This window comes from Perlucidibaca aquatica (assembly GCF_001676655.1).
Lineage (GTDB): Bacteria > Pseudomonadota > Gammaproteobacteria > Pseudomonadales > Moraxellaceae > Perlucidibaca > Perlucidibaca aquatica.
In genome coordinates this window covers 617,402-641,239 of record NZ_LZDB01000001.1, presented here as the reverse complement: position 1 = coordinate 641,239, position 23,838 = coordinate 617,402, and the positions used below count along the sequence as shown (strand labels likewise).

The 23,838-nt window shown below is 57.3% G+C and carries 24 protein-coding genes; 5 read left to right on the top strand and 19 right to left on the bottom strand.

Going from position 1 to position 23,838, the window contains the following annotated elements; all coding sequences use genetic code 11:
• Nucleotides 1-17 precede the first annotated feature (17 nt).
• From A8710_RS03115 to glnA, 6 genes are all read right to left on the bottom strand, one after another.
• Nucleotides 18-941: a branched-chain amino acid transaminase gene (locus tag A8710_RS03115; RefSeq protein ID WP_068858001.1), complete on the bottom strand. Its 924-nt coding sequence runs from the start codon at nt 939-941 to the stop codon at nt 18-20.
• A gap of 105 nt (nt 942-1,046) precedes the next feature.
• The gene (locus tag A8710_RS03110; RefSeq protein ID WP_068858000.1) at nt 1,047-1,457 is read right to left on the bottom strand and encodes a type II toxin-antitoxin system VapC family toxin; all 411 of its coding nucleotides are present in this window, start codon (nt 1,455-1,457) and stop codon (nt 1,047-1,049) included.
• Nucleotides 1,454-1,726, bottom strand: coding sequence for a type II toxin-antitoxin system Phd/YefM family antitoxin (locus A8710_RS03105; protein ID WP_068857999.1), 273 nt, complete (start codon nt 1,724-1,726; stop codon nt 1,454-1,456). The genes A8710_RS03110 and A8710_RS03105 overlap by 4 nt, the downstream gene beginning before the upstream one ends.
• Nucleotides 1,727-1,789: 63 nt before the next feature.
• A complete protein-coding gene (gene rfbD / locus A8710_RS03100; protein WP_068857998.1) occupies nt 1,790-2,695 on the bottom strand; it encodes a dTDP-4-dehydrorhamnose reductase in 906 nt (301 codons plus the stop codon).
• 1 nt (nt 2,696) lies between these two features.
• Complete coding sequence (glnE, locus tag A8710_RS03095; protein ID WP_198341601.1) at nt 2,697-5,393, bottom strand: bifunctional [glutamate--ammonia ligase]-adenylyl-L-tyrosine phosphorylase/[glutamate--ammonia-ligase] adenylyltransferase; 2,697 nt, start codon at nt 5,391-5,393, stop codon at nt 2,697-2,699.
• 134 nt (nt 5,394-5,527) lie between these two features.
• Nucleotides 5,528-6,937 carry a type I glutamate--ammonia ligase gene (gene glnA / locus A8710_RS03090; protein WP_068857996.1) on the bottom strand — a complete coding sequence of 470 codons (1,410 nt, stop codon included), beginning with the start codon at nt 6,935-6,937 and terminating at the stop codon, nt 5,528-5,530.
• A 346-nt stretch (nt 6,938-7,283) separates the two neighbouring features.
• Here glnA and A8710_RS03085 point away from each other — a divergent pair, with 346 nt between their 5' ends.
• On the top strand, nt 7,284-7,628 hold the full coding sequence (locus A8710_RS03085; protein ID WP_068857995.1) for a histidine triad nucleotide-binding protein: 345 nt from the start codon (nt 7,284-7,286) through the stop codon (nt 7,626-7,628).
• 23 nt (nt 7,629-7,651) lie between these two features.
• Nucleotides 7,652-8,290, top strand: a complete 639-nt coding sequence (gene coq7 / locus A8710_RS03080) for a 2-polyprenyl-3-methyl-6-methoxy-1,4-benzoquinone monooxygenase (RefSeq protein WP_068857994.1) — start codon at nt 7,652-7,654, stop codon at nt 8,288-8,290.
• Between the two features lie 10 nt (nt 8,291-8,300).
• Here the strand turns inward: coq7 and A8710_RS03075 are convergent, their stop codons facing one another.
• The 11 genes from A8710_RS03075 to A8710_RS03025 all read right to left on the bottom strand — a co-directional run bounded on the left by A8710_RS03075 (nt 8,301) and on the right by A8710_RS03025 (nt 16,702).
• Complete coding sequence (locus A8710_RS03075; RefSeq protein ID WP_068857993.1) at nt 8,301-8,720, bottom strand: OsmC family protein; 420 nt, start codon at nt 8,718-8,720, stop codon at nt 8,301-8,303.
• Nucleotides 8,721-8,769: 49 nt separating this feature from the next.
• Nucleotides 8,770-9,558: an indole-3-glycerol phosphate synthase TrpC gene (trpC, locus tag A8710_RS03070; RefSeq protein WP_068857992.1), complete on the bottom strand. Its 789-nt coding sequence runs from the start codon at nt 9,556-9,558 to the stop codon at nt 8,770-8,772.
• 10 nt (nt 9,559-9,568) lie between these two features.
• Nucleotides 9,569-10,618: an anthranilate phosphoribosyltransferase gene (gene trpD, locus A8710_RS03065; protein WP_068857991.1), complete on the bottom strand. Its 1,050-nt coding sequence runs from the start codon at nt 10,616-10,618 to the stop codon at nt 9,569-9,571.
• Between the two features lie 11 nt (nt 10,619-10,629).
• The gene (locus tag A8710_RS03060; protein ID WP_068857990.1) at nt 10,630-11,214 is read right to left on the bottom strand and encodes an aminodeoxychorismate/anthranilate synthase component II; all 585 of its coding nucleotides are present in this window, start codon (nt 11,212-11,214) and stop codon (nt 10,630-10,632) included.
• Nucleotides 11,215-11,226: 12 nt separating this feature from the next.
• On the bottom strand, nt 11,227-11,577 hold the full coding sequence (locus tag A8710_RS03055) for a HepT-like ribonuclease domain-containing protein (protein ID WP_068857989.1): 351 nt from the start codon (nt 11,575-11,577) through the stop codon (nt 11,227-11,229).
• Nucleotides 11,570-11,860 carry a nucleotidyltransferase family protein gene (locus tag A8710_RS03050; RefSeq protein WP_068857988.1) on the bottom strand — a complete coding sequence of 97 codons (291 nt, stop codon included), beginning with the start codon at nt 11,858-11,860 and terminating at the stop codon, nt 11,570-11,572. Before A8710_RS03050 ends, A8710_RS03055 begins: the two co-directional genes overlap by 8 nt.
• 3 nt (nt 11,861-11,863) lie before the next feature.
• A complete protein-coding gene (gene trpE, locus A8710_RS03045) occupies nt 11,864-13,357 on the bottom strand; it encodes an anthranilate synthase component I (RefSeq protein ID WP_068857987.1) in 1,494 nt (497 codons plus the stop codon).
• Between the two features lie 131 nt (nt 13,358-13,488).
• Complete coding sequence (locus tag A8710_RS03040; RefSeq protein WP_068857986.1) at nt 13,489-14,187, bottom strand: phosphoglycolate phosphatase; 699 nt, start codon at nt 14,185-14,187, stop codon at nt 13,489-13,491.
• Nucleotides 14,184-14,912, bottom strand: coding sequence for a ribulose-phosphate 3-epimerase (gene rpe, locus A8710_RS03035; protein ID WP_068857985.1), 729 nt, complete (start codon nt 14,910-14,912; stop codon nt 14,184-14,186). The genes A8710_RS03040 and rpe overlap by 4 nt, the downstream gene beginning before the upstream one ends.
• Nucleotides 14,913-14,930: 18 nt before the next feature.
• Entirely contained in the window at nt 14,931-15,650 is a 720-nt protein-coding gene (gene murU, locus A8710_RS03030) for an N-acetylmuramate alpha-1-phosphate uridylyltransferase MurU (protein WP_068857984.1), read from the bottom strand.
• Nucleotides 15,647-16,702: an aminoglycoside phosphotransferase family protein gene (locus A8710_RS03025; protein ID WP_068857983.1), complete on the bottom strand. Its 1,056-nt coding sequence runs from the start codon at nt 16,700-16,702 to the stop codon at nt 15,647-15,649. The genes murU and A8710_RS03025 overlap by 4 nt, the downstream gene beginning before the upstream one ends.
• A gap of 77 nt (nt 16,703-16,779) precedes the next feature.
• On the opposite strand from A8710_RS03025, the gene lptD reads away from it, so the two are divergent.
• Both lptD and A8710_RS03015 read left to right on the top strand, forming a co-directional pair.
• Nucleotides 16,780-19,398: an LPS-assembly protein LptD gene (lptD, locus tag A8710_RS03020; RefSeq protein ID WP_068857982.1), complete on the top strand. Its 2,619-nt coding sequence runs from the start codon at nt 16,780-16,782 to the stop codon at nt 19,396-19,398.
• The gene (locus tag A8710_RS03015) at nt 19,398-20,801 is read left to right on the top strand and encodes a peptidylprolyl isomerase (protein ID WP_068857981.1); all 1,404 of its coding nucleotides are present in this window, start codon (nt 19,398-19,400) and stop codon (nt 20,799-20,801) included. Before lptD ends, A8710_RS03015 begins: the two co-directional genes overlap by 1 nt.
• Here the strand turns inward: A8710_RS03015 and A8710_RS03010 are convergent.
• Both A8710_RS03010 and A8710_RS03005 read right to left on the bottom strand, forming a co-directional pair.
• On the bottom strand, nt 20,798-21,481 hold the full coding sequence (locus A8710_RS03010; RefSeq protein ID WP_068857980.1) for a response regulator: 684 nt from the start codon (nt 21,479-21,481) through the stop codon (nt 20,798-20,800). The two genes, A8710_RS03015 and A8710_RS03010, sit on opposite strands and share 4 nt — an antisense overlap.
• Nucleotides 21,478-22,554 carry a sensor histidine kinase gene (locus A8710_RS03005; protein WP_082968614.1) on the bottom strand — a complete coding sequence of 359 codons (1,077 nt, stop codon included), beginning with the start codon at nt 22,552-22,554 and terminating at the stop codon, nt 21,478-21,480. The genes A8710_RS03010 and A8710_RS03005 overlap by 4 nt, the downstream gene beginning before the upstream one ends.
• 285 nt (nt 22,555-22,839) lie before the next feature.
• Between A8710_RS03005 and pdxA the strand changes: the two genes are divergently transcribed.
• Nucleotides 22,840-23,829 carry a 4-hydroxythreonine-4-phosphate dehydrogenase PdxA gene (gene pdxA, locus A8710_RS03000; RefSeq protein ID WP_068857978.1) on the top strand — a complete coding sequence of 330 codons (990 nt, stop codon included), beginning with the start codon at nt 22,840-22,842 and terminating at the stop codon, nt 23,827-23,829.
• Nucleotides 23,830-23,838 lie beyond the last annotated feature (9 nt).

Here is a 23,838-nt window from a genome sequence, read left to right as displayed (position 1 = left end):
TCTTTTTACCATTTGCGTTATGCCACGGGCGTCAGCCAGTCGCTGTGCTCCTTGCGCACGCCCGTCACCGTCTCGAAGTAAGCCTTCTGCAATACGGTGGTGATCGGGCCACGACGGCCAGCGCCAATAACGCGACCGTCAAGCTCACGAATCGGCGTGACTTCCGCGGCGGTGCCGGTAAAGAACGCTTCATCGGCGATATAAACTTCATCACGCGTGATGCGCTTTTCCTTGACCGTGTAGCCGTGCTCTTCGGCAATCTGAATCACCGTTTTGCGGGTGATGCCGTCGAGGCAGGAAGTCACATCCGGGGTAAAAATCACGCCATCTTTCACGATGAACACGTTCTCGCCCGAGCCTTCAGACACATAGCCTTCCGGATCCAGCATCAGGGCTTCTTCAGCACCACCGGAGATGGCTTCCTGCAAGGCCAGCATGGAGTTGATGTAGTTGCCGTTGGCCTTGGCACGGGTCATCGAGATATTCACGTGATGACGCGTATAGCTGGATGTGCGCACTTTAATGCCCAGCTCCAGCGCCTCTTTGCCCATGTAGGCGCCCCACTCCCAGGCGGCCACAATCACATGCACCTTGAGGTTACTGGCACGCAGACCCATGCCTTCGGAGCCGTAGAACGCCATCGGACGCAAGTAGGCGTGCGGCAGCTTGTTCTCACGCACCACCATGCGATGGGCTTCATTGATTTCGTCTTGGCTATACGGCATCGCCATGTTCATGATATGCGCCGAATTGAACAGACGATTCGTGTGTTCCTTCAGGCGGAAAATCGATGGGCCTTGCTCAGTCGCGTAGGCACGCACGCCTTCGAAGACACCCATGCCGTAGTGCAGCGTGTGGGTCAGCACATGGGTCTTGGCTTCGCGCCACGGCACCAGCTTGCCGTCATACCAGATCACGCCATCACGATCAGACATCGACATCTTGAATCACTCCACAGGGCTTGTGCGCCAGCCGCTGGCCAGCACGTCATGAAAATTCAGGTTGTGTATTGCACCACAAAGCAGGGGCTTTCGGATACTGGGCGATTACAGTAGCAGCCATTCGATTTGCAGCCCGGGTACACGCTGGAAGCCGGCATCCGCCGTAATGAACACATGCTGATCTGGTTGCGCCAAACAGCTCGCCGCTTGCAAGGCATCAGGCGTTTTCAGGCCATGATGAGCGCGAAGAACCGTAGCAATTTGCATCACGGCCGGGCTGAGCTCGGCAATCCGCAGATTGGTGCTGGCAAAAAACGCATCGTACTGCTGCAACAACGCGTGCTGTTGATGCCGCATTGGCCGCACGCGACACTCCAGCAACGTCAATGCACTGATCATTAGCGCGGCATGGCTGGGTTGTAAGCAGCGGGAGATCACCTGCTGCACCGAGGTCGAGAGCGTGGAATCACCTTCGAAGAGATAAATCAGCGCATTGGCATCGAGAAAAACATTCACGCATCAGGCCAGTCGGCGCGTTCTTGCGCCAGTTCACGATCAATGTCGGCACGGCTGCGGCCACCCGTGGGCGTATAGGCAGCCAACCACTCCTGCACCGAGTGCGAGTACGTCTGCTGGCCCTGCAGCAAGTGCTGATAGTCCTCTTCCGAAAGCACCACCGCCGCCGGCCGGTTGTACTTGAGAATACGCACCGGCCCCTGCAGCAAGGCCTCCTCAATAACCACCATGCCACGCCGCTTGATATCTTGTGCACTGACGATATTCATGGTCGACTCCTTTTGATACTGAAAATAGTACCTATAAAAGCCGCCCGAAACAACATTGCAGCGTCAAAACCCTGTACGCACCACATCCGCCACTACGGCATCTACGCCTATGGTCCAATCCGGCAATTTCATGCCCAGCGTAGACTCTAGGCGCTGACAATCCAGCCGTGAATTAGCCGGCCGCGCAGCTGGCGTAGGGTATTGAACAGCCGGAATGCCTTGCACCTGCTCGGGGGCAATGTGGGTGCTCAAGCCTTTTTTTTGTGCTTGGGCAATAACGCGCTGGGCATACGCCTGCCAGTGCGTCTCGCCAGCTGCCGCCAGATGATACAGGCCGGGCTCCACCAGCTTCCCGGCAATAACCTGCTGAATCAGCTGGGCGGTGACCGCGGCAATGAGGGCTGCGCTTGTCGGAGCGCCAAACTGGTCATTCACCACGGACAGACTGTCGCGTGTTTGCGCCAACTTCAGCATGGTCTTCAAAAAATTATTGCCGTGCACACCAAACACCCAGGTCGTGCGGAAGGTCCAAGCCTGCAAATGGCTCGTCGCCATCACTGCCGCAATCGCCTGCTCGCCCGCGAGTTTGCTAGCGCCATAGACATTGAGCGGTTGAACCGGATCATCTTCGCGATAGCGCCCATGCTTATCGCCGGCAAAGACGTAGTCCGTGGAGTAATGCACCAATCGGGCGCCACGCGCTGCCGCTAACTCGGCGAGCAGACGTGGCGCTTCGGCGTTGACGGCAAAAGCGGCATCACGCTCAGTTTCCGCTTTGTCTACGGCTGTCCAGGCACCGGCATTAATGATCCAGTCGGGCTGCACACGCTCAACGCAGGCGCGAATGCTGTCGGGATCTGCCAAGTTGCATTGCTGGCGATCGACTGCGGTTAAAACGCCCATGTCAGCAAGCTGACGCTGAAGCTCATAGCCGACCTGACCCGTGCTGCCCGTTATCAAAATCCTCAAATCAACGCTCCATAATGTCGGACCACAGCCGCTGCACCAGCGTGCGCTCTGTCAATAACTCATCGGCTTGCAAGCCCTTGTCGGCGCCCGCTAAAGCTCGCGCATGTCCGGCACGGCGCAGCGCCAGATACGCCGCTTTCAGCGCCTCTGCATCAGCTAAAGGCATCAATCCCGCCTGCGCCAAGGTATCGAGCAGACGTACATTATCCGGCCACTGAGTTAGTTCAGGATGGGCATGGGCGTGCGCCAGCGTGAGGTATTGCACGAGAAACTCGATGTCTACAAGGCCGCCGGGGCTGTGCTTGAGATCAATTTCTGCCGGGTCTTTCGGTGCCAAGTGATCGCGCATTTTTTGCCGCATCTCGCGGACTTCTTGGCGCAGCATCGTGTCACTGCGTGCTTGTGAGAGCACCGAGGCACGTACCTCATCAAACCGCACCGCCAGCGCAGGATCGCCAACAACGACACGTGCACGCACCAGAGCCTGATGCTCCCACGTCCAAGCCTGCTCACGCTGATACTGCGCGAAGCCATCCAATGAAGTCACCAACAGGCCCGATGCGCCCGACGGCCTGAGTCGCATGTCCACTTCATAAAGCAGGCCGCTGCCCATGCTGGTGGTGAGCAGATGAATGATTTTTTGGCCGAGGCGCGCAAAGAAACTCGCGCCGTCTAGGGGCTTAACGCCACCCACCGTGTCGCGCTGGGCATCGGCATCGTGAATAAACACAAGGTCGAGATCAGAGCCATACCCCAGCTCCAGGCCACCGAGCTTGCCGTAGCCAACAATGATAAAGCCGGGATCGCAGGGCCGGCCTTCGCGGTCCAACGGCGTGCCATGTCGGGCCACCAACTGCCGCCAGCTCAGGAGTAAGACTTCCTGTAAAACGGCCTCAGCAATCCACGTCAGCGAATCGCTAATTTTCATCAGCGCTAAAGTGCCTTTAAGGTCCGAAGCCGCAACGCGGAGCAGTTGGCCTTTCTGGAACAGGCGCAGGATGTCCATTTGCCGCTCCAGATCATCCTCTGGCACTCGCGCCAACTGCGCCCGTAAGTCCGCCGATAACTCACTGCGCGAGGGTGGCGCGAACAGCGTGGCGGCATTGAGCAGCTCATCTAAGAGCGCCGGGTAACGCGCCAGCAACTGAGCCATCCACGGACTGGCCGCGCACAGGTCAATTAAGCGCTTCAGCGCTTCCGGGTTTTCGCTCAGTAACACCAAATAAGCCGAGCGCTTCAGCGTGGCTTCAATCAGGGGCAGGATACGCGCCAAGGCTTGCTCGCCATTGTCATGGGCCGCGCACTCGCGCACCAGCGTTGGCAATAGGCGCTCAAGGCGCTCGCGCCCAGTCACGCTGAGCTGGGCCAGCGCACGACTGTCGAGCAAGGCTTGGATAGCGGGTGGCCATTGTTCTGGCGCAAGCGCCGCTTGCTCAGGCTCTGGCTCGCGGGCATCAATCACATCGCGGAAATGTCGATGCACGACCTCGCGCTCGTTCGCAAGCGCCACGCGATAGGCCGTCCAATCAGCAAAGCCCATAGCCTCGGCAAGTCGCTGGCGATCCGCGGCATCCACAGGCAGCATTTGTGTTTGCTGGTCATGCAAGGCCTGAATACGATGCTCACTGTCGCGTAAAAAATAATACGCGTGAACTAACGCTTGCACGGCACTCGCGGGCAGCAACCCGCGTTCGCCTAGCATCGGCAACACTTTGAGTAGCTCACGCTCTTGCAATGCCGTATCCACGCCGCCGCGAATAAGCTGAAAGGCCTGCGCAATAAACTCGACTTCGCGAATACCGCCCCGACCCAGCTTGATGTTGTCTTCCCGATCCAAGCGGCGCACCTCGCGCTCAATCATGGCCTTCATTTCGCGCAAGGACTCAAACACGCCGAAGTCAATGTAGCGGCGAAACACAAAAGGACGCAGCGCTCGCATTAACTGCTCGCCAGCGACGCGATCACCGGCACAGATACGCGCCTTAATTAGCGCATAACGCTCCCACTCGCGGCCATGGCGCTCGTAGTAAGTTTCCATGGCATCCACACTCATGGCTAACGCTGAGCCATCACCCCACGGTCGCAAGCGCATGTCCACGCGAAAAACAAAACCATCGGCCGTGATGGGGTCGAGCAATTGAATAATGCGTTGCCCGACTTTAATGAAAAACTCGCGATTACTGATCGACCGGCGACCCTGCGTTTCACCTTCTTCGGCATAGGTGAACATGAGATCAATATCGGAAGACAAATTCAGCTCATGCGCGCCGAGCTTACCCATGCCAATGATGATCATTTGCTGAGGCTGACCCGAGCTTTCGCCGATAGGCTCGCCATGTAATAGCGCAACATCGGCATGAGCTTGCGCTAACGCAACTTCAAGCACGGCATCGGCAAACTCAGACAGTTCCCGGGTTAATTCCGGCAGAGAGCAAAGCCGGTTTAAGTCGCGGGAGATAAAACGCATCTGCTCTTGCGTGCGCAGCTGGCGCAAGGCGGCTTGCCAGGCCGGATCTACCCCCCGCGCCAGCTCCGTGAGCGGTCGCGCTTCAGATCGGGGCAAATGCGCCACGGCTCGCTGCACGCGCTGCAACCACGATTCATCGGCAGGACGGTCGGGTGCGCAACTCAACCCTCGCTGTAAGCGTTCCTGTAGCCAGGGGGAGCAGTGCGTTAGATGAGCGATTGGACTAGACATAAACGGCCTCAACATAAGGCCTTGATCATGCCAGCTCAGCCTTAAAAAACAAAAGGCCCGCTCTTGCGAGCAGGCCTTTTATTCACGCAACAGCCCTTTCAGGCTGCCATGTGCAAGCGATTACACCGACGCTTTTACACGCTGTAGTACAGATCGAATTCGATCGGCGATACGAAGGTGCTAACGCGACGTGCTTCTTCGGTCTTCAGCTCGATGTAGGCATCCAGCATTTCTTTGGTGAACACGCCACCCTTGGTCAGGAACTCGTGGTCGGCCTTGAGGGCGTCCAGAGCCATTTCCAGGTTGTGAGCCACGGTTGGGATCTTAGCTTCTTCTTCCGGCGGCAGGTCGTACAGGTTCTTGTCGGCTGCGGCGCCTGGGTGGATCTTGTTCTGGATGCCGTCGAGGCCAGCCATCAACAAGGCAGCGAAGCACAGGTATGGGTTAGCTGCTGGATCCGGGAAACGGGCTTCGATACGACGACCCTTCGGGCTGGCGACGTATGGAATACGAATCGATGCCGAACGGTTGCGAGCCGAGTAGGCCAGCATGATTGGCGCTTCGTAGTGTGGAACCAGACGCTTGTAGGAGTTGGTCGCTGGGTTGGTGATGGCGTTCAGCGCGCGAGCGTGCTTGATCACACCGCCAATGAAGAACAGCGCCATTTCCGACAGGCCGGCGTATTCGTCGCCAGCAAACAGGTTCTTGCCATCTTTAGCGATGGACATGTGAACGTGCATACCGGAACCGTTGTCACCAACGATGGGCTTAGGCATGAATGTCGCGGTCTTGCCGAACGCGTGAGCGACGTTGTGAACAGCGTACTTCAGCACCTGAACTTCGTCAGCCTTACGTACCAGCGTGTTGAATGTCACACCGATTTCGGACTGGCAGGAAGCCACTTCGTGGTGCTGAACTTCAACTTTGCCAACGCCCATCATGGCTTCAATGGCGGTGCACATGGCAGCGCGCAGATCCTGAGCGGAGTCAATTGGCGGTACGGGGAAATAACCACCCTTCACGCGTGGACGGTGACCGGTGTTGCCACCTTCGTAGTCATTGTTGGTCGACCAAGCGGCTTCTTCAGCGATCATCTTGTGCGACGAACCCGCCATGCTGATGTCCCACTTTACTTCGTCAAATACGAAGAACTCAGGCTCTGGGCCGAAGAAAGCGGTGTCACCGATACCGGTGGACTTCAGGTAGGCTTCAGCGCGCTTGGCGATGGAGCGTGGGTCACGCTCGTAACCTTCCATGGTGGACGGCTCGATAACGTCGCAGGTCACAACAACCGTGGACTCTTCAAAGAAGGGGTCCATGAAAGCGGTTTCTGGGTCTGGCAGCAAAATCATGTCGGACGCTTCAATGCCCTTCCAGCCCGTGATCGACGAACCGTCAAACATTTTGCCGTTAACGAAGGTTTCTTCGTCAATGGTGTGGGATGGGTAGGAAACGTGCTGTTCCTTACCCTTGGTATCGGTAAAACGGAAATCGACCCACTTGGCTTCGTTTTCCTTGATCAGTTTCAGCACTTTGTTCGACATGTTTAGCTCCTCCACAGAGCATTGCACAGACTTTGAATTGAATTCGTCGGGACACTCAGGCCGCGGCCCGTTGGTTAGAACGGGAGGACGTGCCAGCATCACTGGACGGTTTTAGCAAATAGCGTGCCACGAAACCAGCACCCACAGTTGCGCCATCTCGGTGCATAAGCAGCTCAATCGTCACTAAAAAAGTGCAATTAATCTGTATGCGCCCTAATTTGGTGCAAATTGCTCGCTTTGCACACAGCTTAACCGGCGCAGAAGCATAGCATTGATTGAGTCTACACTGCAGACCCCTTAGTCTAGGCAGCGAAAACTTCCCTCTGCGTTTAACGAGCCTAACGGTATGACCGATTGTATTTTTTGCAAAATCGCTAATCATGAAGTGAATGCCCGCATCGTGTTTGAGAACGAGCGCGTGGTGGCCTTTCACGATTTATTCCCGGCCGCACCCACGCACTTGCTGATCATCCCGAAACAGCATTTCACGACGCTCAATGATGTACCGGCGAGCGAGGCGGCGCTGCTTGGCGAGCTCATGACCACAGCCACTGCGCTGGCAAAAGAGTATGGCTTCGCTGAAGAAGGCTACCGAGTGGTGATGAATTGCAATCAGGATGGCGGACAAAGTGTGTATCACATTCATTTGCATCTATTAGCCGGTCGCCGACTCAGCTGGCCTCCGGGCTAAACCCAAACAAGAGATCTAAGCTCATGCGTCGTTACACGTTTTTTGATCGACTGATTGGCGAAGCCGACAAGGTGCTGCGCACGCTCGCTCACGACGCCGTGTCCGCCAGCCGAGCCTCGCCGGCGGAACATTTACCCGAAGCGGGATTAAGCGCAGAGGAACAGCGCCAAATCAGCGGTTTCATGCGCATCAACCATACCGGCGAAGTCTGCGCGCAAGCGCTCTATCACGGCCAAGCCCTCACGGCTCGCCTACCCACGGTGCGCCAAGAAATGGAGCACGCGGCGCAGGAAGAAGTCGACCACCTCGCCTGGTGCCAGCAACGCCTCAATGAGCTCGGGGCATCGCCCAGCGTGCTAAACCCCGTTTTTTATGCCGCGTCGTTCAGTATTGGCGCCTTGGCTGGCCTGGCTGGCGACAAATGGAGCTTGGGCTTCGTGGCTGAAACTGAGCGTCAGGTTTGCGAGCATTTGCAAGGGCATCTCACGCGTTTGCCGCTAAACGACCTGCGCACGCGCGCCGTACTCGCGCAGATGCATGAAGATGAGGCCGCGCATCGCGACATGGCCTTGAAAGCCGGGGCAGCCACCTTGCCCGAGCCCATTCAAAAAGCCATGCAGGCGATGTCGACGGTGATGACGGGAACGACTTACTACGTTTAGTCGGCGAGGTTTAAGCAGCAACCATTTCGTAGCTGTGCGTAATTTCCACGCCAGCGGCCTGCAACATGATGGAGGCCGAGCAGTATTTCTCGGCCGACAACTCCACGGCACGCTTCACCTGCGCTTCCTTCAGATCCGTTCCGGTCACCACAAAGTGCACATGAATTTTCGTGAACACGGCTGGCACGGCATCCGCACGCTCAGCCTGCAGAACCGCTTCGCAGTGGGTGACTTGCTGGCGTGATTTTTTCAAAATGGTCATGACATCAAAACTGGTGCAGCCACCCATGCCCATCAGCATCATTTCCATGGGGCGTGCGCCAAGATTACGCCCACCGAGATCGGGCGGGCCGTCCATAATAACTTCGTGACCGGAGCCGGACTTTGCCTTGAAGCTCACTTCGCCATTCCACGTGATACGTGCTTCCACAATAAGAACCTCGCCTCAAGAGTAACTACTTTACATAGTCACTATGATTTCAGAAAAATAATTCCGCCAGCTTTTCGCCCGGCTCTGGTGCGCGCATGAAGGCCTCACCCACGAGGAAGCCGTGCACTGCGTTATCTCGCATCAACGCCACATCATCGCGGGTGAAGATGCCACTTTCGGTAATCACCGTGCGGTCTCGTGGGATGTCGCTAAGCAGGTCCAGCGTGGCCTGCAGGCTGACCTCGAAGGTGTGCAGATTGCGATTGTTGATACCCACCAGCGGGCTGTTCAGCGGCAACGAGCGCAACAGCTCGGTGCGATCATGGACCTCAATGAGTACATCTAACCCTTGCTCCAAGGCGCAGGCGTTGAGCTCTTGTAATTGCGCATCTGATAAAGCCGCCACGATGAGCAGCACACAGTCCGCACCCAGCGCCCGCGCCTCAATAACCTGATACGGGTCGCAGAGAAAGTCCTTGCGAATCACCGGCAGACCGCAAGCAGCACGCGCCTGCTTGAGGTAGTCATCACTGCCTTGAAAGAAGTCGACATCGGTGAGCACTGAAAGGCAGCTAGCACCACCTTTCTGGTAGGACTCAGCGATGGCTGCGGGCTGGAAATCCGCACGAATCACTCCCTTGGACGGTGAGGCTTTTTTAATTTCCGCAATGACGCCAGGGCGGCCGGACGCGATAGCCGTTTGCAAGGCCCGGGTAAAGCCACGCACAGGATCGGCCTCGCGAGCAAACGCCTCTTGATCCCTCAGGGAATGACGCTTGCGACGTACTGCGATTTCTTCGCGCTTACGCGCCATGATCTTGTCGAGAATAGTGCTCATGCGGCTGGGCTCACGTCGGGCTTTGAGGCGATAAGGCGCGAGTAAACAAGCGCAGGTCATTGAGTTTTTCCAGCGCCTGCCCCGTGCTAATGACATCCTCGGCGAGGGCTACGCCCAGCTTCCAACTCGACGTCAGGCCAGCAACATAAATTGCAGCGCCTGCATTGAGCGCAATGATGTCTGCCGCCTTGCGGCTTTGCTCGCCGGTTTGCTTACCAAGCGCATCGAGAATGAGTGCCAGCGATTCCGCCGAATCGCCCACCATGAGCCCAACAAGGCTCTGGCTGGCAACACCTAAATCTTCCGGCACCACGCTGTATTCCTGCACGGCACCATTCTTCCATTCCGCCACATGCGTACGCGTGGCGAGCGATACCTCATCGAGGCCGTCGGCCGCATGCACGACCAGGGCATGAACGCTGCCCAGGCGGCCCAGTACTTCGGCCATGGGGCGGCAGAGTGCCGGATTGAAGACACCGACCACCTGACGCTGCACAAACGCCGGATTGGTCAACGGACCCAACATGTTAAACAGGGTGCGTAAGCCGATCTCGCGTCGCGCACCAATGGCATGCTTCATGGCGCCGTGATGATTCACGGCAAAGAGGAAACCGACGCCCACGGTGTCGATGCAACGTGCGACCTCTTCCGCGCTAATCGCGAGATTAATCCCAGCAGCTTCCAGCAGGTCGGCACTGCCGCTCTTCGACGACACGGCGCGGTTGCCGTGCTTCGCCACGCGACCACCGGCCGCCGCAACGACCATTGCCGCCGCCGTGGAAACATTGAATAAATTGGCCCCATCGCCGCCGGTTCCCACAATATCGACCAGATACTGCGTTTGGCTGATGTGGACCGGCGTTGCTAAGTCGCGCATGACCCGCGCCGCGCCCTCGATTTCATCGATAGACTCGCCCTTCATGCGTAGCGCCACCAACAGTGCGGCAATCTGTGCATCACTGCACTGCCCACTCATGATGGCTTTCATCACATCCTGCATTTCGGCGGTATTGAGGTCGATGCGCTCGACTACGCGGGCCAGCGCCTGCTTGATATCCATGCGTTCGAAACTCAGCGCGTCTGTGTCAGAAAGTTTTTCAGCAGAGCATGACCCTGCTCGGTGAGGATGGATTCCGGATGAAACTGCACGCCTTCCACGGCCAGCGTCTTGTGGCGCAGACCCATGATCTCATCGACAGCACCGTCTTCGGTTTGCGTCCACGCGGTCATTTCTAAACAAGCCGGCAAGGTTTCTTTCTTCACCACCAACGAGTGATAGCGTGTGGCGGTGAGCGGGTTGTTGAGGCCGGCAAAAACACCCGTGTCCTTGTGGAAGATCGGCGAGGTTTTGCCATGCATGACCTGCCGTGCGCGCACCACATCACCACCGTAGTGCTGACCAATACTTTGGTGCCCCAAGCAAACGCCGAGCAGCGGAATTTCGCCAGCAAACCGTGCGATGGCCGGGATGGAAATACCGGCCTCGGTCGGCGTGCAGGGACCGGGTGAAATCACCAGACGATCGGGCTTCAGCGCCGCGATTTGGTCGAGCGTGATTTCATCATTGCGATACACCACCACCTCTTCACCCAGCTCGCCAAAATACTGCACGAGGTTGTAGGTAAAGGAGTCATAGTTGTCGATCATGAGCAGCATGATTTTTCTCGTTTAAAGCGTGCGGTATTGCGTACGCAATTGCATCAGATCAGCCAGTAAAGCTGGCACTTCATCCACAACTATGCTCCACAGCGTATCGTTATCAACACCGAGGTAGCCGTGTATCAAACGGTTACGCGTAGCGATAATCAGTCGCCACGGAATTTCGCCATGTGCAGCTCGCACCTCGGCCGGCACATGCGTTGCCGCCTCACCGATCAACTCCAGATTACGCAGCGTTGCATCATAGGTCAGACCACTCTCGACAAAGCGCGCCTGATCAAAGCCTTCGGTGTAATTCAAGACCTTTTCAGCGAAGGCGATCATGTCATCGACATAAAATGTCCAGATACGCTCAGACATCAATCAGGTCTCGCTCGATAAACGGCTTCAGCTCCGCTCTCAATGCTTTTTCCGTGACCAGATCAACAGGCCCACCCAATAGGTCTTCGAGATAAAACTGAACACCAAAATAAGACTTGGCATTGGCCGCGCCGGCGAATGCAATCAGGACATCAATATCGCTATCCGAGCTAGCCTGATCGCGCACAACAGAGCCAAACAAGGCCAAGCGTGTTACACCAAACTGGCTGGCGAGCACGGGCTTGGCAGAGCGCAGCAGCGTAATGGCTTGCTCACGATTCATGGTTCAGTCCTCCGCCTTGACCAGATTGGTCGAGGCCAGCTCGGCCGCTTTCATCAGCGCCCGCGCCTTGTTTTGGGTTTCCATCCATTCCAGTTCAGGAATGGAGTCGGCAACAACACCCGCGCCGGCTTGCACATGCATCTGGCCATCTTTGAGGATGGCGGTGCGGATGGCAATCGCGGTATCCATGTTGCCGTTCCACGCCAGATAGCCGACCGCGCCACCGTAGATGCCGCGCTTCACCGGCTCCAGCTCGTCGATGATTTCCATGGCGCGCACTTTCGGCGCGCCAGACAGCGTGCCGGCCGGCAGCGTTGCCTTCAGCACATCCAGCGCGGTCACGCCCGGCTTCAGCGTAGCTTCAACATTGGACACGATATGCATGACATGTGAATAGCGCTCCACGGCCATCTTCTCGGTGACACGCACCTGGCCGATCTCGGCAACACGACCCACATCGTTGCGGCCCAAGTCGATGAGCATCAGATGCTCGGCAATTTCCTTGGGATCGGCGAGCAGTTCGGCCTCCAGCTCACGGTCCCGCTCCGGCGTGCTGCCGCGCTTGCGCGTGCCGGCAATCGGACGCACCGAGACCTGGCCGTTCTCCGAGCGCGCGAGAATTTCCGGGCTGGAGCCAACAATGTGAAAGTCGCCGCAGTGCAGAAAATACAAATACGGCGACGGATTCAGGTGACGCAAGGCGCGGTACAAGGTCAATGGCGGCTGGACGAAAGCAGCGCTTAATCGCTGCGATGGCACCACCTGCATGATGTCGCCAGCGAGCACGTAATCCTTAATTCGATTGACTGCCGCCTTGAAGTTCTGCTCACCGAAGCTGGACACAAAGTCTTGCTCACGCGTGACCTGGCCGGGCACGAAAGCATCAATCGAAGTTTGCCCGCGCGGGGCACGAATCATCGTCACCAATTCATTCAAACGCTGTTCGGCACGAAGCAGCGCATCCGACTGTGACGGGTCGGCATGTACCACCAGAAACAGAGAGCCCTTAACCTTGTCAAAGACCATAACCTCGTCGGAGACCATGAAGAAAATGTCTGGTGTGCCAATGGGGTCGGGCTTGACCACACCGGCCAGCCGTTTCTCAACATAGCGCACCGTGTCATAGCCGAAATAGCCGACCAGACCGCCCGTGAAGCGCGGCAAGTCACTGAGCTCAGGCACTCGGTAGCGCTGCTGAAAGGTCTCCACGAAGGCCAGCGGATCGATCACGGTCAGCGACTCGGTGACCACACCATCCACCTGAACCGTCACGTCATAGCCGCGCACCTGCAGCAAAATGCGCGCCGGCAGGCCAATCATGGAATAACGCCCCCATTGCTCGCCGCCGTGGACGGACTCGAACAAATAGGTATAGGGCTGGTCAGCGACCTTTAAATAGCAAGACAGCGGGGTGTCGAGATCCGCGAGGATTTCCCGGACTACCGGAATGCGGTTGTAGCCTTGCGCGGCCAGCGCGGCGAATTTTTCAGCGTTCATGAGCACTCACTCAAACAAAATCAGGACAGCACAACAGGCAATGGCGGATGCGTCACCATCGCCAACCGATGCTGCCAAGCTTGAGAAGCACGTCACACATGGCTGTAGCCTTCAGAATTAATGTGAGGAAGTTAAATTAACTCGGCCAAGGACGCAACCAAACGATCCGGCGCACAGGCTTCAATCGGCTCACCGTGATTGTAGCCATAGGGCAGCGCCAGGGACTTGATACCTGCAGCTCTTGCGGCATCCACGTCGTTGCGGGAGTCGCCCACCATGAGCGCTTGGGCTGCTGAGACCTGAAAATGGCGCAGGCAATGCAGCAACGGCTCCGGGTGAGGCTTCTTATGCACGAGGGTATCGCCGCCTATAACGAGCTCGAAGGCATCCAGCAAATTCAACGCCTCCAGCAATGCCACCGCCGGACGATAGGGCTTATTAGTCACGCAGGCGAGGCGAATACCTGCGCCCCGCGCCGCCGCAACAAACTCTGCCACGCCCGGATACACTGTGCTGGCTTCACAGACAGCATCTTGATAGCGCGCCATAAAAGCCGCCAACAGTCGCGCCTCTACGGCGTGCTTTTGGGGGTCTTGCGCGTGATGTGGCACCACGTGCTGGAGCGCTACTTCGATTAGACGTGCAGCACCTCGCCCCACCCAGTCTCGGACTTGCGCCTCGGAGACCGAGCCCAGACCGAGATCCGCCAGCGCCCGATTCAAAGACAGCGCAATGTCGGCAGCGCTATCGACGAGCGTGCCATCGAGGTCCATTAAAATGACTTGGGGCAGCTCACCGAACCAGTCGGCCAGGGGCTTCAGTGTGCTCATGAGCGCGCTGCCGTACGGGTGGCGACGAGCGCCAGTTCGGCACGCATCTTGGCAATCACATCCGCATAATCCGGGGCATTAAAAATCGCAGAGCCAGCCACAAACATATCGGCGCCCGCCTCGGCAATTTCACGAATATTTTGCACACCCACTCCGCCATCAATTTCTAGGCGGATGGCCCGGCCACTGGCTCGGATACGCTCACGCACATCGCGCAATTTCTGCAACGTACCCGGAATGAATTTCTGGCCGCCAAAACCGGGGTTCACGCTCATCAGCAAAATCACATCGACTTTATCCATGACGTAGTCGAGATAGTGCAGTGGCGTGCCGGGATTGAATACGAGGCCACACTGCGCGCCGCCATCGCGAATCATTTGCAGCGAACGATCGATGTGATCCGACGCCTCAGGATGGAAGGTAATAATGCTCGCGCCGGCCTCAATAAAGTCACCGATCAGGCGGTCCACCGGACGCACCATTAAATGCGCATCAATCGGCGCTGTCACACCATGCTTGCGTAGCGCCTTGCAGACCATGGGGCCTATGGTCAAATTGGGCACGTAGTGGTTGTCCATCACATCAAAATGCACCACATCGGCACCGGCGGCCAACACCGCATCCACTTCTGCACCTAAACACGCGAAATTGGCAGACAAAATGGAGGGAGCGATCAAAAAATCGGGCTGCTGAAGCGCCGGGTTTGCAGCGGCAACTAATGCCATAAAGACCTCAAAAAAAGATTAAATCGACCCATCCCGAATAGCAGCATCCAGGCTACGCAGACGCTCCGGGGTGCCCACATCCACCCAAGGGCCCGGAAAGTACTCACCGCTCACCAAGCCATCCGCAATGGCTTCATGCAGCAAGGGCGCCAATGGCCTCACACCTCGCGGCAAGCCCTGAAACAAACTGGGACAATATACCGCGAGTCCGGCATAGGTCAGACGCTTTCCCGACGCCGCATCACGCGAAGATAGCGCATAGCGCTCACCGGCAACGGGCTCCGCCTCTCCGCACGCCATCAAAAAGTCACCCTGCGGATGATGTGCCGGATTATCAACCAGTATCAAATGCGCCTGGCGACCCGGGGTCAGTGCAGCGCGCAGCGGCGTGAGATGTTTGCGCAACCAAATATCGCCATTGACCAAGACAAAGGGCTCATGCCCCAGCTTGGGCAGCGCCTGCACAATGCCGCCGGCGGTCTCCAAAGGCTGACCGTCAGGCTCATGCGACCAGTGGATGTTCACCCCGTAGCGGCGACCATCTCCTAATGCGGCTTCCAGTTTGTGACCCAGCCACGCGGTGTTGATGACAATGTCGGTGATGCTCGCCGCGCGCAATGCCTCAATATGCCAAACAATGAGGGGCTTGCCGCCCACCACAAGCAGGGGCTTGGGCGTGTTATCGGTGAGCGGCCGCATGCGTGTGCCCAAGCCGGCCGCTAAAATCATCGCCCTCACAAATAGCCTCCGAGTTGCTGATTTGCCTCCGGATAACGCGCCACATACGTTGGCAGCATCGCAATTAATAACTGATGCAGTGGCTGCAATTCGTCGTAATCAGCGATTTCGTCTAGCAAGTAGCGATACACCAATGGGGTGTCTGCTAAGTAGCCATGCTTACCATCGCGCAAGCTTAATCGCGCAAAAATGCCCACGACTTTTAGATGTCGCTGAGCGGCCATCCAGTCAAACCAGGTTTGGAACGTGTCCGCAGAGACCGAGGCATTCAGCGCATCATTGGCTAGTAGCTCTTCGCGGAACTGTTGAACCCAACGTGCCACATCGGTGGCCGGCCACTGCACATAGGCATCGCGAAGCAAGGAGGCCAAGTCGTACGTTATCGGCCCGCGTACTGCGTCTTGGAAATCGATAATGCCGAGCTCACCTTGCGGCGTCAGCATGAGATTGCGCGAATGGTAATCGCGATGCACGAACACCGAGGGCTGTTGCGAGACACGTTCGGCAATCAGGGCAAACTGCTGCTCCAGTGTCTCTGCTTGCTCTTCGCTCAATTGCAACCCAAGAAATTGAGGAATAAACCACTCGCTTAGCAGCCGCATTTCCGTGAGCAAACGCTCACGATCGTAGCTCGGCAAAAAATACTCTGGCGTGGCCGGGCAAGATTGCATTTGCACCAGCGCGGTCATGGCTGCGCCGTAAAGCGTATTCACGGTGTCGTCGGCGAGTTCACTACGCAGCAGGGTGTCGCCCAAGTCCGTGAGCAACATAAAGCCTTCGCTAGACGACCATGCAAGCACCTCGGGCACGCACAGGCCATGGCCGTGCAGCGCCTTGGCTAATGCCACAAAGGGGCCGCAATTCTCTTTCTCGGGTGGAGCATCCACCGCGATCAGTGAGCCCTGACTCAGGGGCTGACGAAAGTAACGTCGAAAGCTGGCATCACCGGACACCACCTGCAGATCACCCACGGCGGGTGACCCATGGGGTTGGCGACTAAGCCAGGTCTGCGTCCATTCTTGAAGGCGTTGGGCGCGGGCATCTAAGGCCATCTTGGGATTTTCCTAGCTGAAAAGGGGCAATGACTCTATTATCCGGCAAATCCTGACATGACCCAACGACTCCTGCCATGACTGATTGCCGTCGTGCTAAAAATACGTGTTTGCTGCGCTTGCAGCTACGCCCGCTATCGGCTGCTATTTTAGCGCTGTCTGCTGCGCCGCTGTGGGCAGCCGCTCAAGCACCTGGCTATGGCCAAGACAGCATAGCCGGATTGCCAGTTTATGCTGCGCAAGAATCATCGGAGCCGACCCCCGTCGCACAGCCAAGCCCAGCGCCGATGGCTCGCAATGCAGCAGTTGCACCAGCAACAGCACCCAGCGTTGAACCCAGTCTAACGCCCAAGCCCCAGGCAGGCCTGCCCAATATTGACTCCGCCGGTGAACGCCTAGGCTGGCTGACGCGCGCAGAGATCGCGCAGCTACCCGCCATTGATCGGCCGCCGATGGATGCCACCTGCGAAGGTGCATGGGTTACGCCCATTGGCCCGTCCGTGGTTGCCGGCAAGCTCAACGAATCCGACGTAAAGGCCATGGCGGATAGCCTGACCTATCGTGACAATGGCGAAGCGGTGCTGGAAGGCCAAGTCCGTCTGCAACAATCTGGACGCTTGGTCGAGGCCGACAGTGGCTACCTCACCCAAGATCGTGACTACGCACGCTTCGATGGCAATATTCGCTTAGCTGAGCCCGGCCTGCTCCTCACCGGCGACCAAGGTGTTGTGAACGTCAACACCTCTGCCGGGCAATTGCTGTCCAGCGAATTTGTTTCCAGCAGCATGCATGCGCATGGCCGCGCCGAGCGTATTCGTCGCTTTAGCGATGGCTCCATGCGTATCGATCAGGGCATGTACACCACCTGTGCGCCAGGCCAACGCAGCTGGTCGTTTCTCGCCAGCAACATCGTGCTCGATCCGAATACGGGCGTGGGCAAGGTCTACGATGCCAAGCTACGCATTAATGATGTGCCGGTGCTGTACACGCCTTACTTTCGCTTCCCGATTGACGACAGACGCCAAACCGGCCTGTTGCCACCGCACTTTGGTACGTCAACCAATGGCGGCTTTGTTTATGCCCAGCCGATTTACTTAAACTTGGCCCCCAACTACGACGCCACCCTTACCCCCACGCTCTACACGCAGCGGGGTCTGCTCATGAAGGGCGAGTTCCGCTACCTCACCGAGAGCCTGGGCCGTGGCGAAATCAGTGGTGCCGTCTTAGCCAATGACAAACAAACTGGCGAAGACCGTAAATCCGGCCGTTACCGTCATGATGTGCAGTGGGACAGTGGCTGGAGCGCCCGCACGGACCTGAACTATGTGAGCGATCCGTTTTATCTCACAGACTTGGGTAGCGGCTTAGAAATTGCCAACCAAACCTACCAAGAGCGTGTCGGTGACGTTCGTTACGACCAAGGCAATTGGCATCTTCTAGCGCGCGCTCAAGGCTTCCAAACGCTGGATCCCACGCTCGCGGATGGTGACAAGCCCTATACCCGCTTGCCTCAGATATTGCTCACCACAGATCCGTCGCTAATGCCGGGCTGGCAGCATCAACTGCGTGCGGAGATTACTAATTTCCAACGCAGCATTAATGACGGCAGTGCCGATGAAGTGAATGGCGTGCGCTTACGCTTGGATCCGCAATTACGCTACGACTTCAACCAGCCTTGGGGATTTGTGCGTCCTGGCGTGCGTGTGTCGCACTTGCAATATGCGCTTACGGGTAGTGGCACGGCCGGCAAAGCCGACTCACCGAGCTTCACCTTGCCCACGATCAGTCTAGACTCTGGTCTGTTTTTTGAACGCTTTAGCGACAACGGGAGCAGTGTCACGCTCGAACCGCGGGCATTGTATTTGTACTCGCCGTATCGAAACCAATCGTCACTGCCTGTGTTCGATACGGCAACCCGCACGTTTAGTTATGACCAACTGTTTCGCGACACGCGCTTCTCTGGCAACGACCGTATCGATGACGCACACCAGCTTTCACTCGGCGTCACCACCCGTCATCTCGACGATACCGGTTTTGAACACCTACAAGCCTCCTTGGGCCAGATCTACTATTTTCGGGATCGCTTAGTCACCCTGCCTATTAGCTGCACAGGCTCAAGCTCAATTGCCTGCAGCTCCGGCGTCGGCCAGCCCGGCATTTCCAGCAGCTCGGATTTTGCCGGCAACATCACCCTGCGGGCCAATGAGGAAACCAGCGTCTACGCAGACTTCCTGCTCAACCCAGACGACAGCAAACTCACGCAATACAGCGTAGGCGCGAGCTATTTACCGTTAAATGCCGGGCGCGTGTATAACGCAGGTTATCGCTTCCGCCGCGACGACCCCACCATCGGCCAGAAGCAAGTCAGCCAAACCCAACTCTCCTTCGTTCAACCATTTGGGGTGAACTGGAAAGTCATTGGCCTTTGGCAATACGACCTGCTGGCTAAGGAGTCTCAGGAAGCATTATTCGGTGTCTCTTACGAGTCGTGTTGCTGGCAGGTGCGCGTGTTTAGGCGCAGCTATATCGCCGTGACCGACACAACCGCACAAGCCAATACTGACCGTAACTCCAGCACATTCTTTATTGAAGTGACGCTGAAAGGTCTTGCTGGTATTGGCAGTCGCGTAGATGCCCTGCTCGAACGCAACGTAATTGGTTACTCACAACTCGCAAAAACTGAGGACAGCTTCTAATGTGGCGCCCGCTAACAAAACTCATATTTACTTCGACCCTATTGATTTCGGGCCTCTCGAGCAACCTCTGGGCTGCCGCCAAACCCTTAGATCAAATCGCGATTATTGTGAATGATGGTGTCATCCTGAATTCCGATATCGACACGCGTGTTGCGGACCTCAGCTTTCAAGCTCAGCAGCGCAAAACCGCAGTTCCCGACGATAAAACCTTGCGTCAACAAGCGCGTGAGCAGCTCATTCTTGAGACACTGCAAATGCAGTTGGCTGAGCGCAATGGCATTCGTGCTGACGACACCGCCGTGATTGCCACACTCAATGGCATGGCGCGCCAAAACGGCATGACCCTAGATAAGTTCCGTAGCCAACTCGACTCCACGCCCGGAACCAGTTTCGCTGGCGTTCGCGCCGCAGTAGAGCGTGAGCAAGTCATTGAACGCCTGCGTCAACGTCGCATGGGTGAGCGTATTCGTATCAGCGATGCCGACATCGCCCAGTTTATGTCCACACCTGCCGGCTCCGAGCTCAATCGTCAGCTGGATGAACAACTTAAGCCCGCAGCAAAGCCCGTAGCGCCTGAGGTGAAACCCGCCGTCCAACAATTTCTGGTGACACAAATTCTCGTGCCCATGGAAGAAGACGCATCCCCGCGTAAGCAGCTAGAGCTCACTGCCCTGGCGGAGCGTCTGCTAGCCGTACAACGCACGGGGGTAACACCTGAAGAAGCCATTGATAGCCTGAAAGGCAAAACCAGCGACGCCGCCATTGAGCCTTTGGGCTGGCGTGCGATTGAAGACATGCCCACGCTGCTTATTGACCCCATTAAGCAACGCATTGCCGGAACGGAGCCTAGCTTGGTTCGTTCGCCGCGCGGCTGGCACCTGCTTTGGCTGCTCGATCGCCGTGAGCTTAAAGCGCCCGAGTCGGTACTGCCGCCGCCCCCGCCCGCACCCACCACGGTCGTGGCCCAACGCCAGGTTCGGCACATCCTGATGCGCCCTAATGACTTGCAGTCCAGCGACGATGTTCGCCAAGTCATGGATGGCATCTATCGCCAACTGACCAAGGGAGCCGACTTCGCTGAGCTGGCACGCTTGCAGTCGCAAGATCCAGGCTCCGCGGTAAAGGGTGGCGATTTAGGCTGGGTATCACCCGGCGATATGGTTCCTGAATTTGACCGCATGATTGGCAAAACGCCCATGGGCCAGATTAGTCAGCCGTTTTTAAGCAGCTTTGGCTGGCACATTCTGCGCGTGGAAGGCGAGCGCAAGCAGGATATGCGCGACAGCATTTTGAAAGACCGCGCTCGCCAAATTCTCTTTGCTCGAGCCTATGACGAAGAGCTGGGAGCCTGGCTGCGCGAACTGCGCTCCGAGGCTTACGTGGACTATCGCGGCGCGCGCTAAGCGTCCGCGAGTCGATAGCCAACGCCGGGCTCGGTGAGCAAATACCTAGGCTCACTCGGGTTCGGCTCTATCTTCTGCCGCAACTGTCGCAAATAAATCCGTAAATAATGCGTGTCATCACTGTGGTGACGCCCCCAAATAGCCTGCAGTAACTGGGCATGGGTGACCACGCGTCCCCGAGACTGCGCCAAGATGGCCAGCAACTGAAACTCCTTTGGCGTTAGCTTCAACGCCTCCTCAGCCAGCCAAACCTGATGCTTCTCCAAGTCCACACGCAATGCACCCACTGCGTATTGTTGGGCAACCGGTATCGACTCTAGGCGTCGGCGCTGCGCCACGCGCAAGCGCGCTAACAGCTCCGCCACACTAAACGGCTTGGTAAGGTAGTCCTCGGCACCGGCATCGAGCGCACTGATTTTATCGGACTCCTGCGAACGCGCAGAGACCACGACCACTTGCGCATCACAGCGTGCCTTCAGTTCCGGCAACAGCGCTAAGCCATCGCCATCCGGCAATCCTAAATCGAGCAGAATAAGCGCCGGATCATCTAAGGCGACCCGAGCAAGTGCTTCATCGGCACGCATGGCCGTGGTCACGGCATAGCCTTGTGCAGTCAATGTGGTCGATAAAAATCGGGACAAGCTGGGGTCATCTTCGATGATGAGAATATCAACCGTCATGACGCGTCCTCATCCTGAGTGATGGGGCTTGCTTGCGTAGGCCGAGGCAAACTCAAGATAAAAACAGCCCCTCGAGGTTGCCCACGCTCCGCACGAATATGCCCGTGATGAGCCTCTAAAATGGCGCGACAAATCGCGAGACCCAAACCCGCTCCTGGAATGGGGCCTGCGCTATCGCCGCGATAAAACTTTTTAAACAGTTGGTCAGGCTCTTCACTAAAGCCGGGGCCGTCATCCGCAATGGCGAGCTCCACGCGATCCTCGAAAACCTGTGTAGAAATGACAACATGGGCTTCGGGTGGGGTGTACTTGCCGATGTTCTCTAACAAGTTCACCAGCACGCGCTCGATCAAACGCGGATCAAAACGCAGCAAGGGCAATTCATCCGGCAGGCTCAGCGTGATCTGCCTTGGCGCCAGCTGCGCACGCCACGTCGGCATCACAGCGCCAATAATTTCGTCCAGTGCTTGCCAGTCTTGCTGCAAAGTCACGGGCCCAGACTCTAATCGAGCCAGCTCCAACAGATTCTCCACTAGCGCCTGCATACGCCGAGACTCGTCATAAATGAGCCCGACCAAGCCTTGTCGCGCGGCTGGTGTGAGCACGACCTCATCCGACATGAGTGATGAAGACGCGCCAATTAAACCCGCCAGCGGCGTACGCAAATCATGGGATAACGCGCTGAGCACGGAGTTACGTAGCCGCTCTGTCTCCAACTCACGCGTGTAGCGATAGAGTCTATCCAGTTCACGAGCCCGCTCTGCCGACTCCAAGGCCTTATCTCGCCAACGCGTGGTGAGCTGGCTAATGAAAACGCTCATGGCCATGGTGATGACTGCCGTGATCGCATACTGACTGAGTTCGGCCGCATCCAAATAGCCGATCGGCAAGTACAAGCCGGCATAAGCCAAGCTGGCTAATACCGAGGCCAATAGCGCCGCTCGCCCACCCGCCACGTAGGCCACGGAGACCACGGCCAACATAAAGAGCAACACCAAATTCGGCAGGGACACATAACGCTGCAAGAACCACGACGCAGCGCTCGCCGCGGCGACCGTAATTATGGCGAGCAAATAAGGCTTGGCATGTGGCCATAGGCGGTGGATAGCGAATCTCCCTTAGGCAGTACGAGAAGCGGGTGGCATGAGAAGTTTTACGGGATTTTTACTTGGCGACACCGCGTACTACCAAGACAATGCCAACTGTACCCAGCAGCGTCAACTGGACCCCTGGTTACCGGTGATAAGTCTTATGCGGCAAGCCTTGTCATTGCATGTCCGACGTCGGTGTCCACTCCTCTTAGGTTGGCTATGGCACAATAGAGTGGATGACCGACGCCCAGGATGTGATTTCCCCCGATGATCCCCCGACTTGCATTAACACCAGGCGAACCTGCTGGCATCGGCCCCGATCTGCTGGTCATGCTTGCACAATCCGCTTGGCCTGCTGAACTCATTGCCATCACAGATACTCAGTTATTGACGCGTGCAGCACAACGGCTAAAGCTCCCGTTAACGCTACTGCCACATGACCCTTCCAGCGCCGCGTCAGCACATGTACCGGGCACCCTGAAAGTAGCGCAAGTTCCCCTCGCACACATCGAACGACCGGGGCATCTGGATGTCAGCAACGCGCACGCCGTATTGGCGACTTTAGATCGCGCCTGCGATGGCTGCCTGAGCGGTGAGTTTGCCGCCATGATTACCGCCCCCGTGCAGAAGTCGGTCATTAACGATGCCGGCATCGCGTTTAGCGGTCACACCGAATACCTGCAAGCCCGTTGCGATGTGCCTCGCGTGGTGATGATGCTGGCCTGCCCCGGATTGCGTGTCGCGTTGGCCACCACCCATCTGCCGTTGCGCGACGTAGCGGATGCCATTACCCCGGAACGTCTAACGCAGGTCCTGCAGATTCTGCATCATGACTTGCGCACGAACTTCGGCATCGCCGACCCACACATTTTGGTCGCCGGTCTGAACCCGCATGCCGGTGAGTCCGGCCACCTCGGTCGCGAAGAAATTGAGGTGATTGAGCCCACCCTGAATCAACTCAGGGCCCAGGGCATGAACCTATCCGGCCCACTGCCCGCCGACACGCTATTCACGCCACGCCTGCTCGCTGGCGCTGATGCCGTGCTCGCCATGTACCACGATCAGGGCTTGCCGGTACTGAAACACGCCGGCTTTGGCGAAGCTGTGAATATCACACTCGGCCTGCCCATCATTCGTACCTCTGTAGATCACGGCACAGCACTCTCGCTGGCCGGCACCGGCCTGGCTGAAGTTGGCAGTCTTCATGCTGCCGTTCAAGAAGCCATCCACATGATTCACGCCAGAAACAAAACCTAATGAGCCACA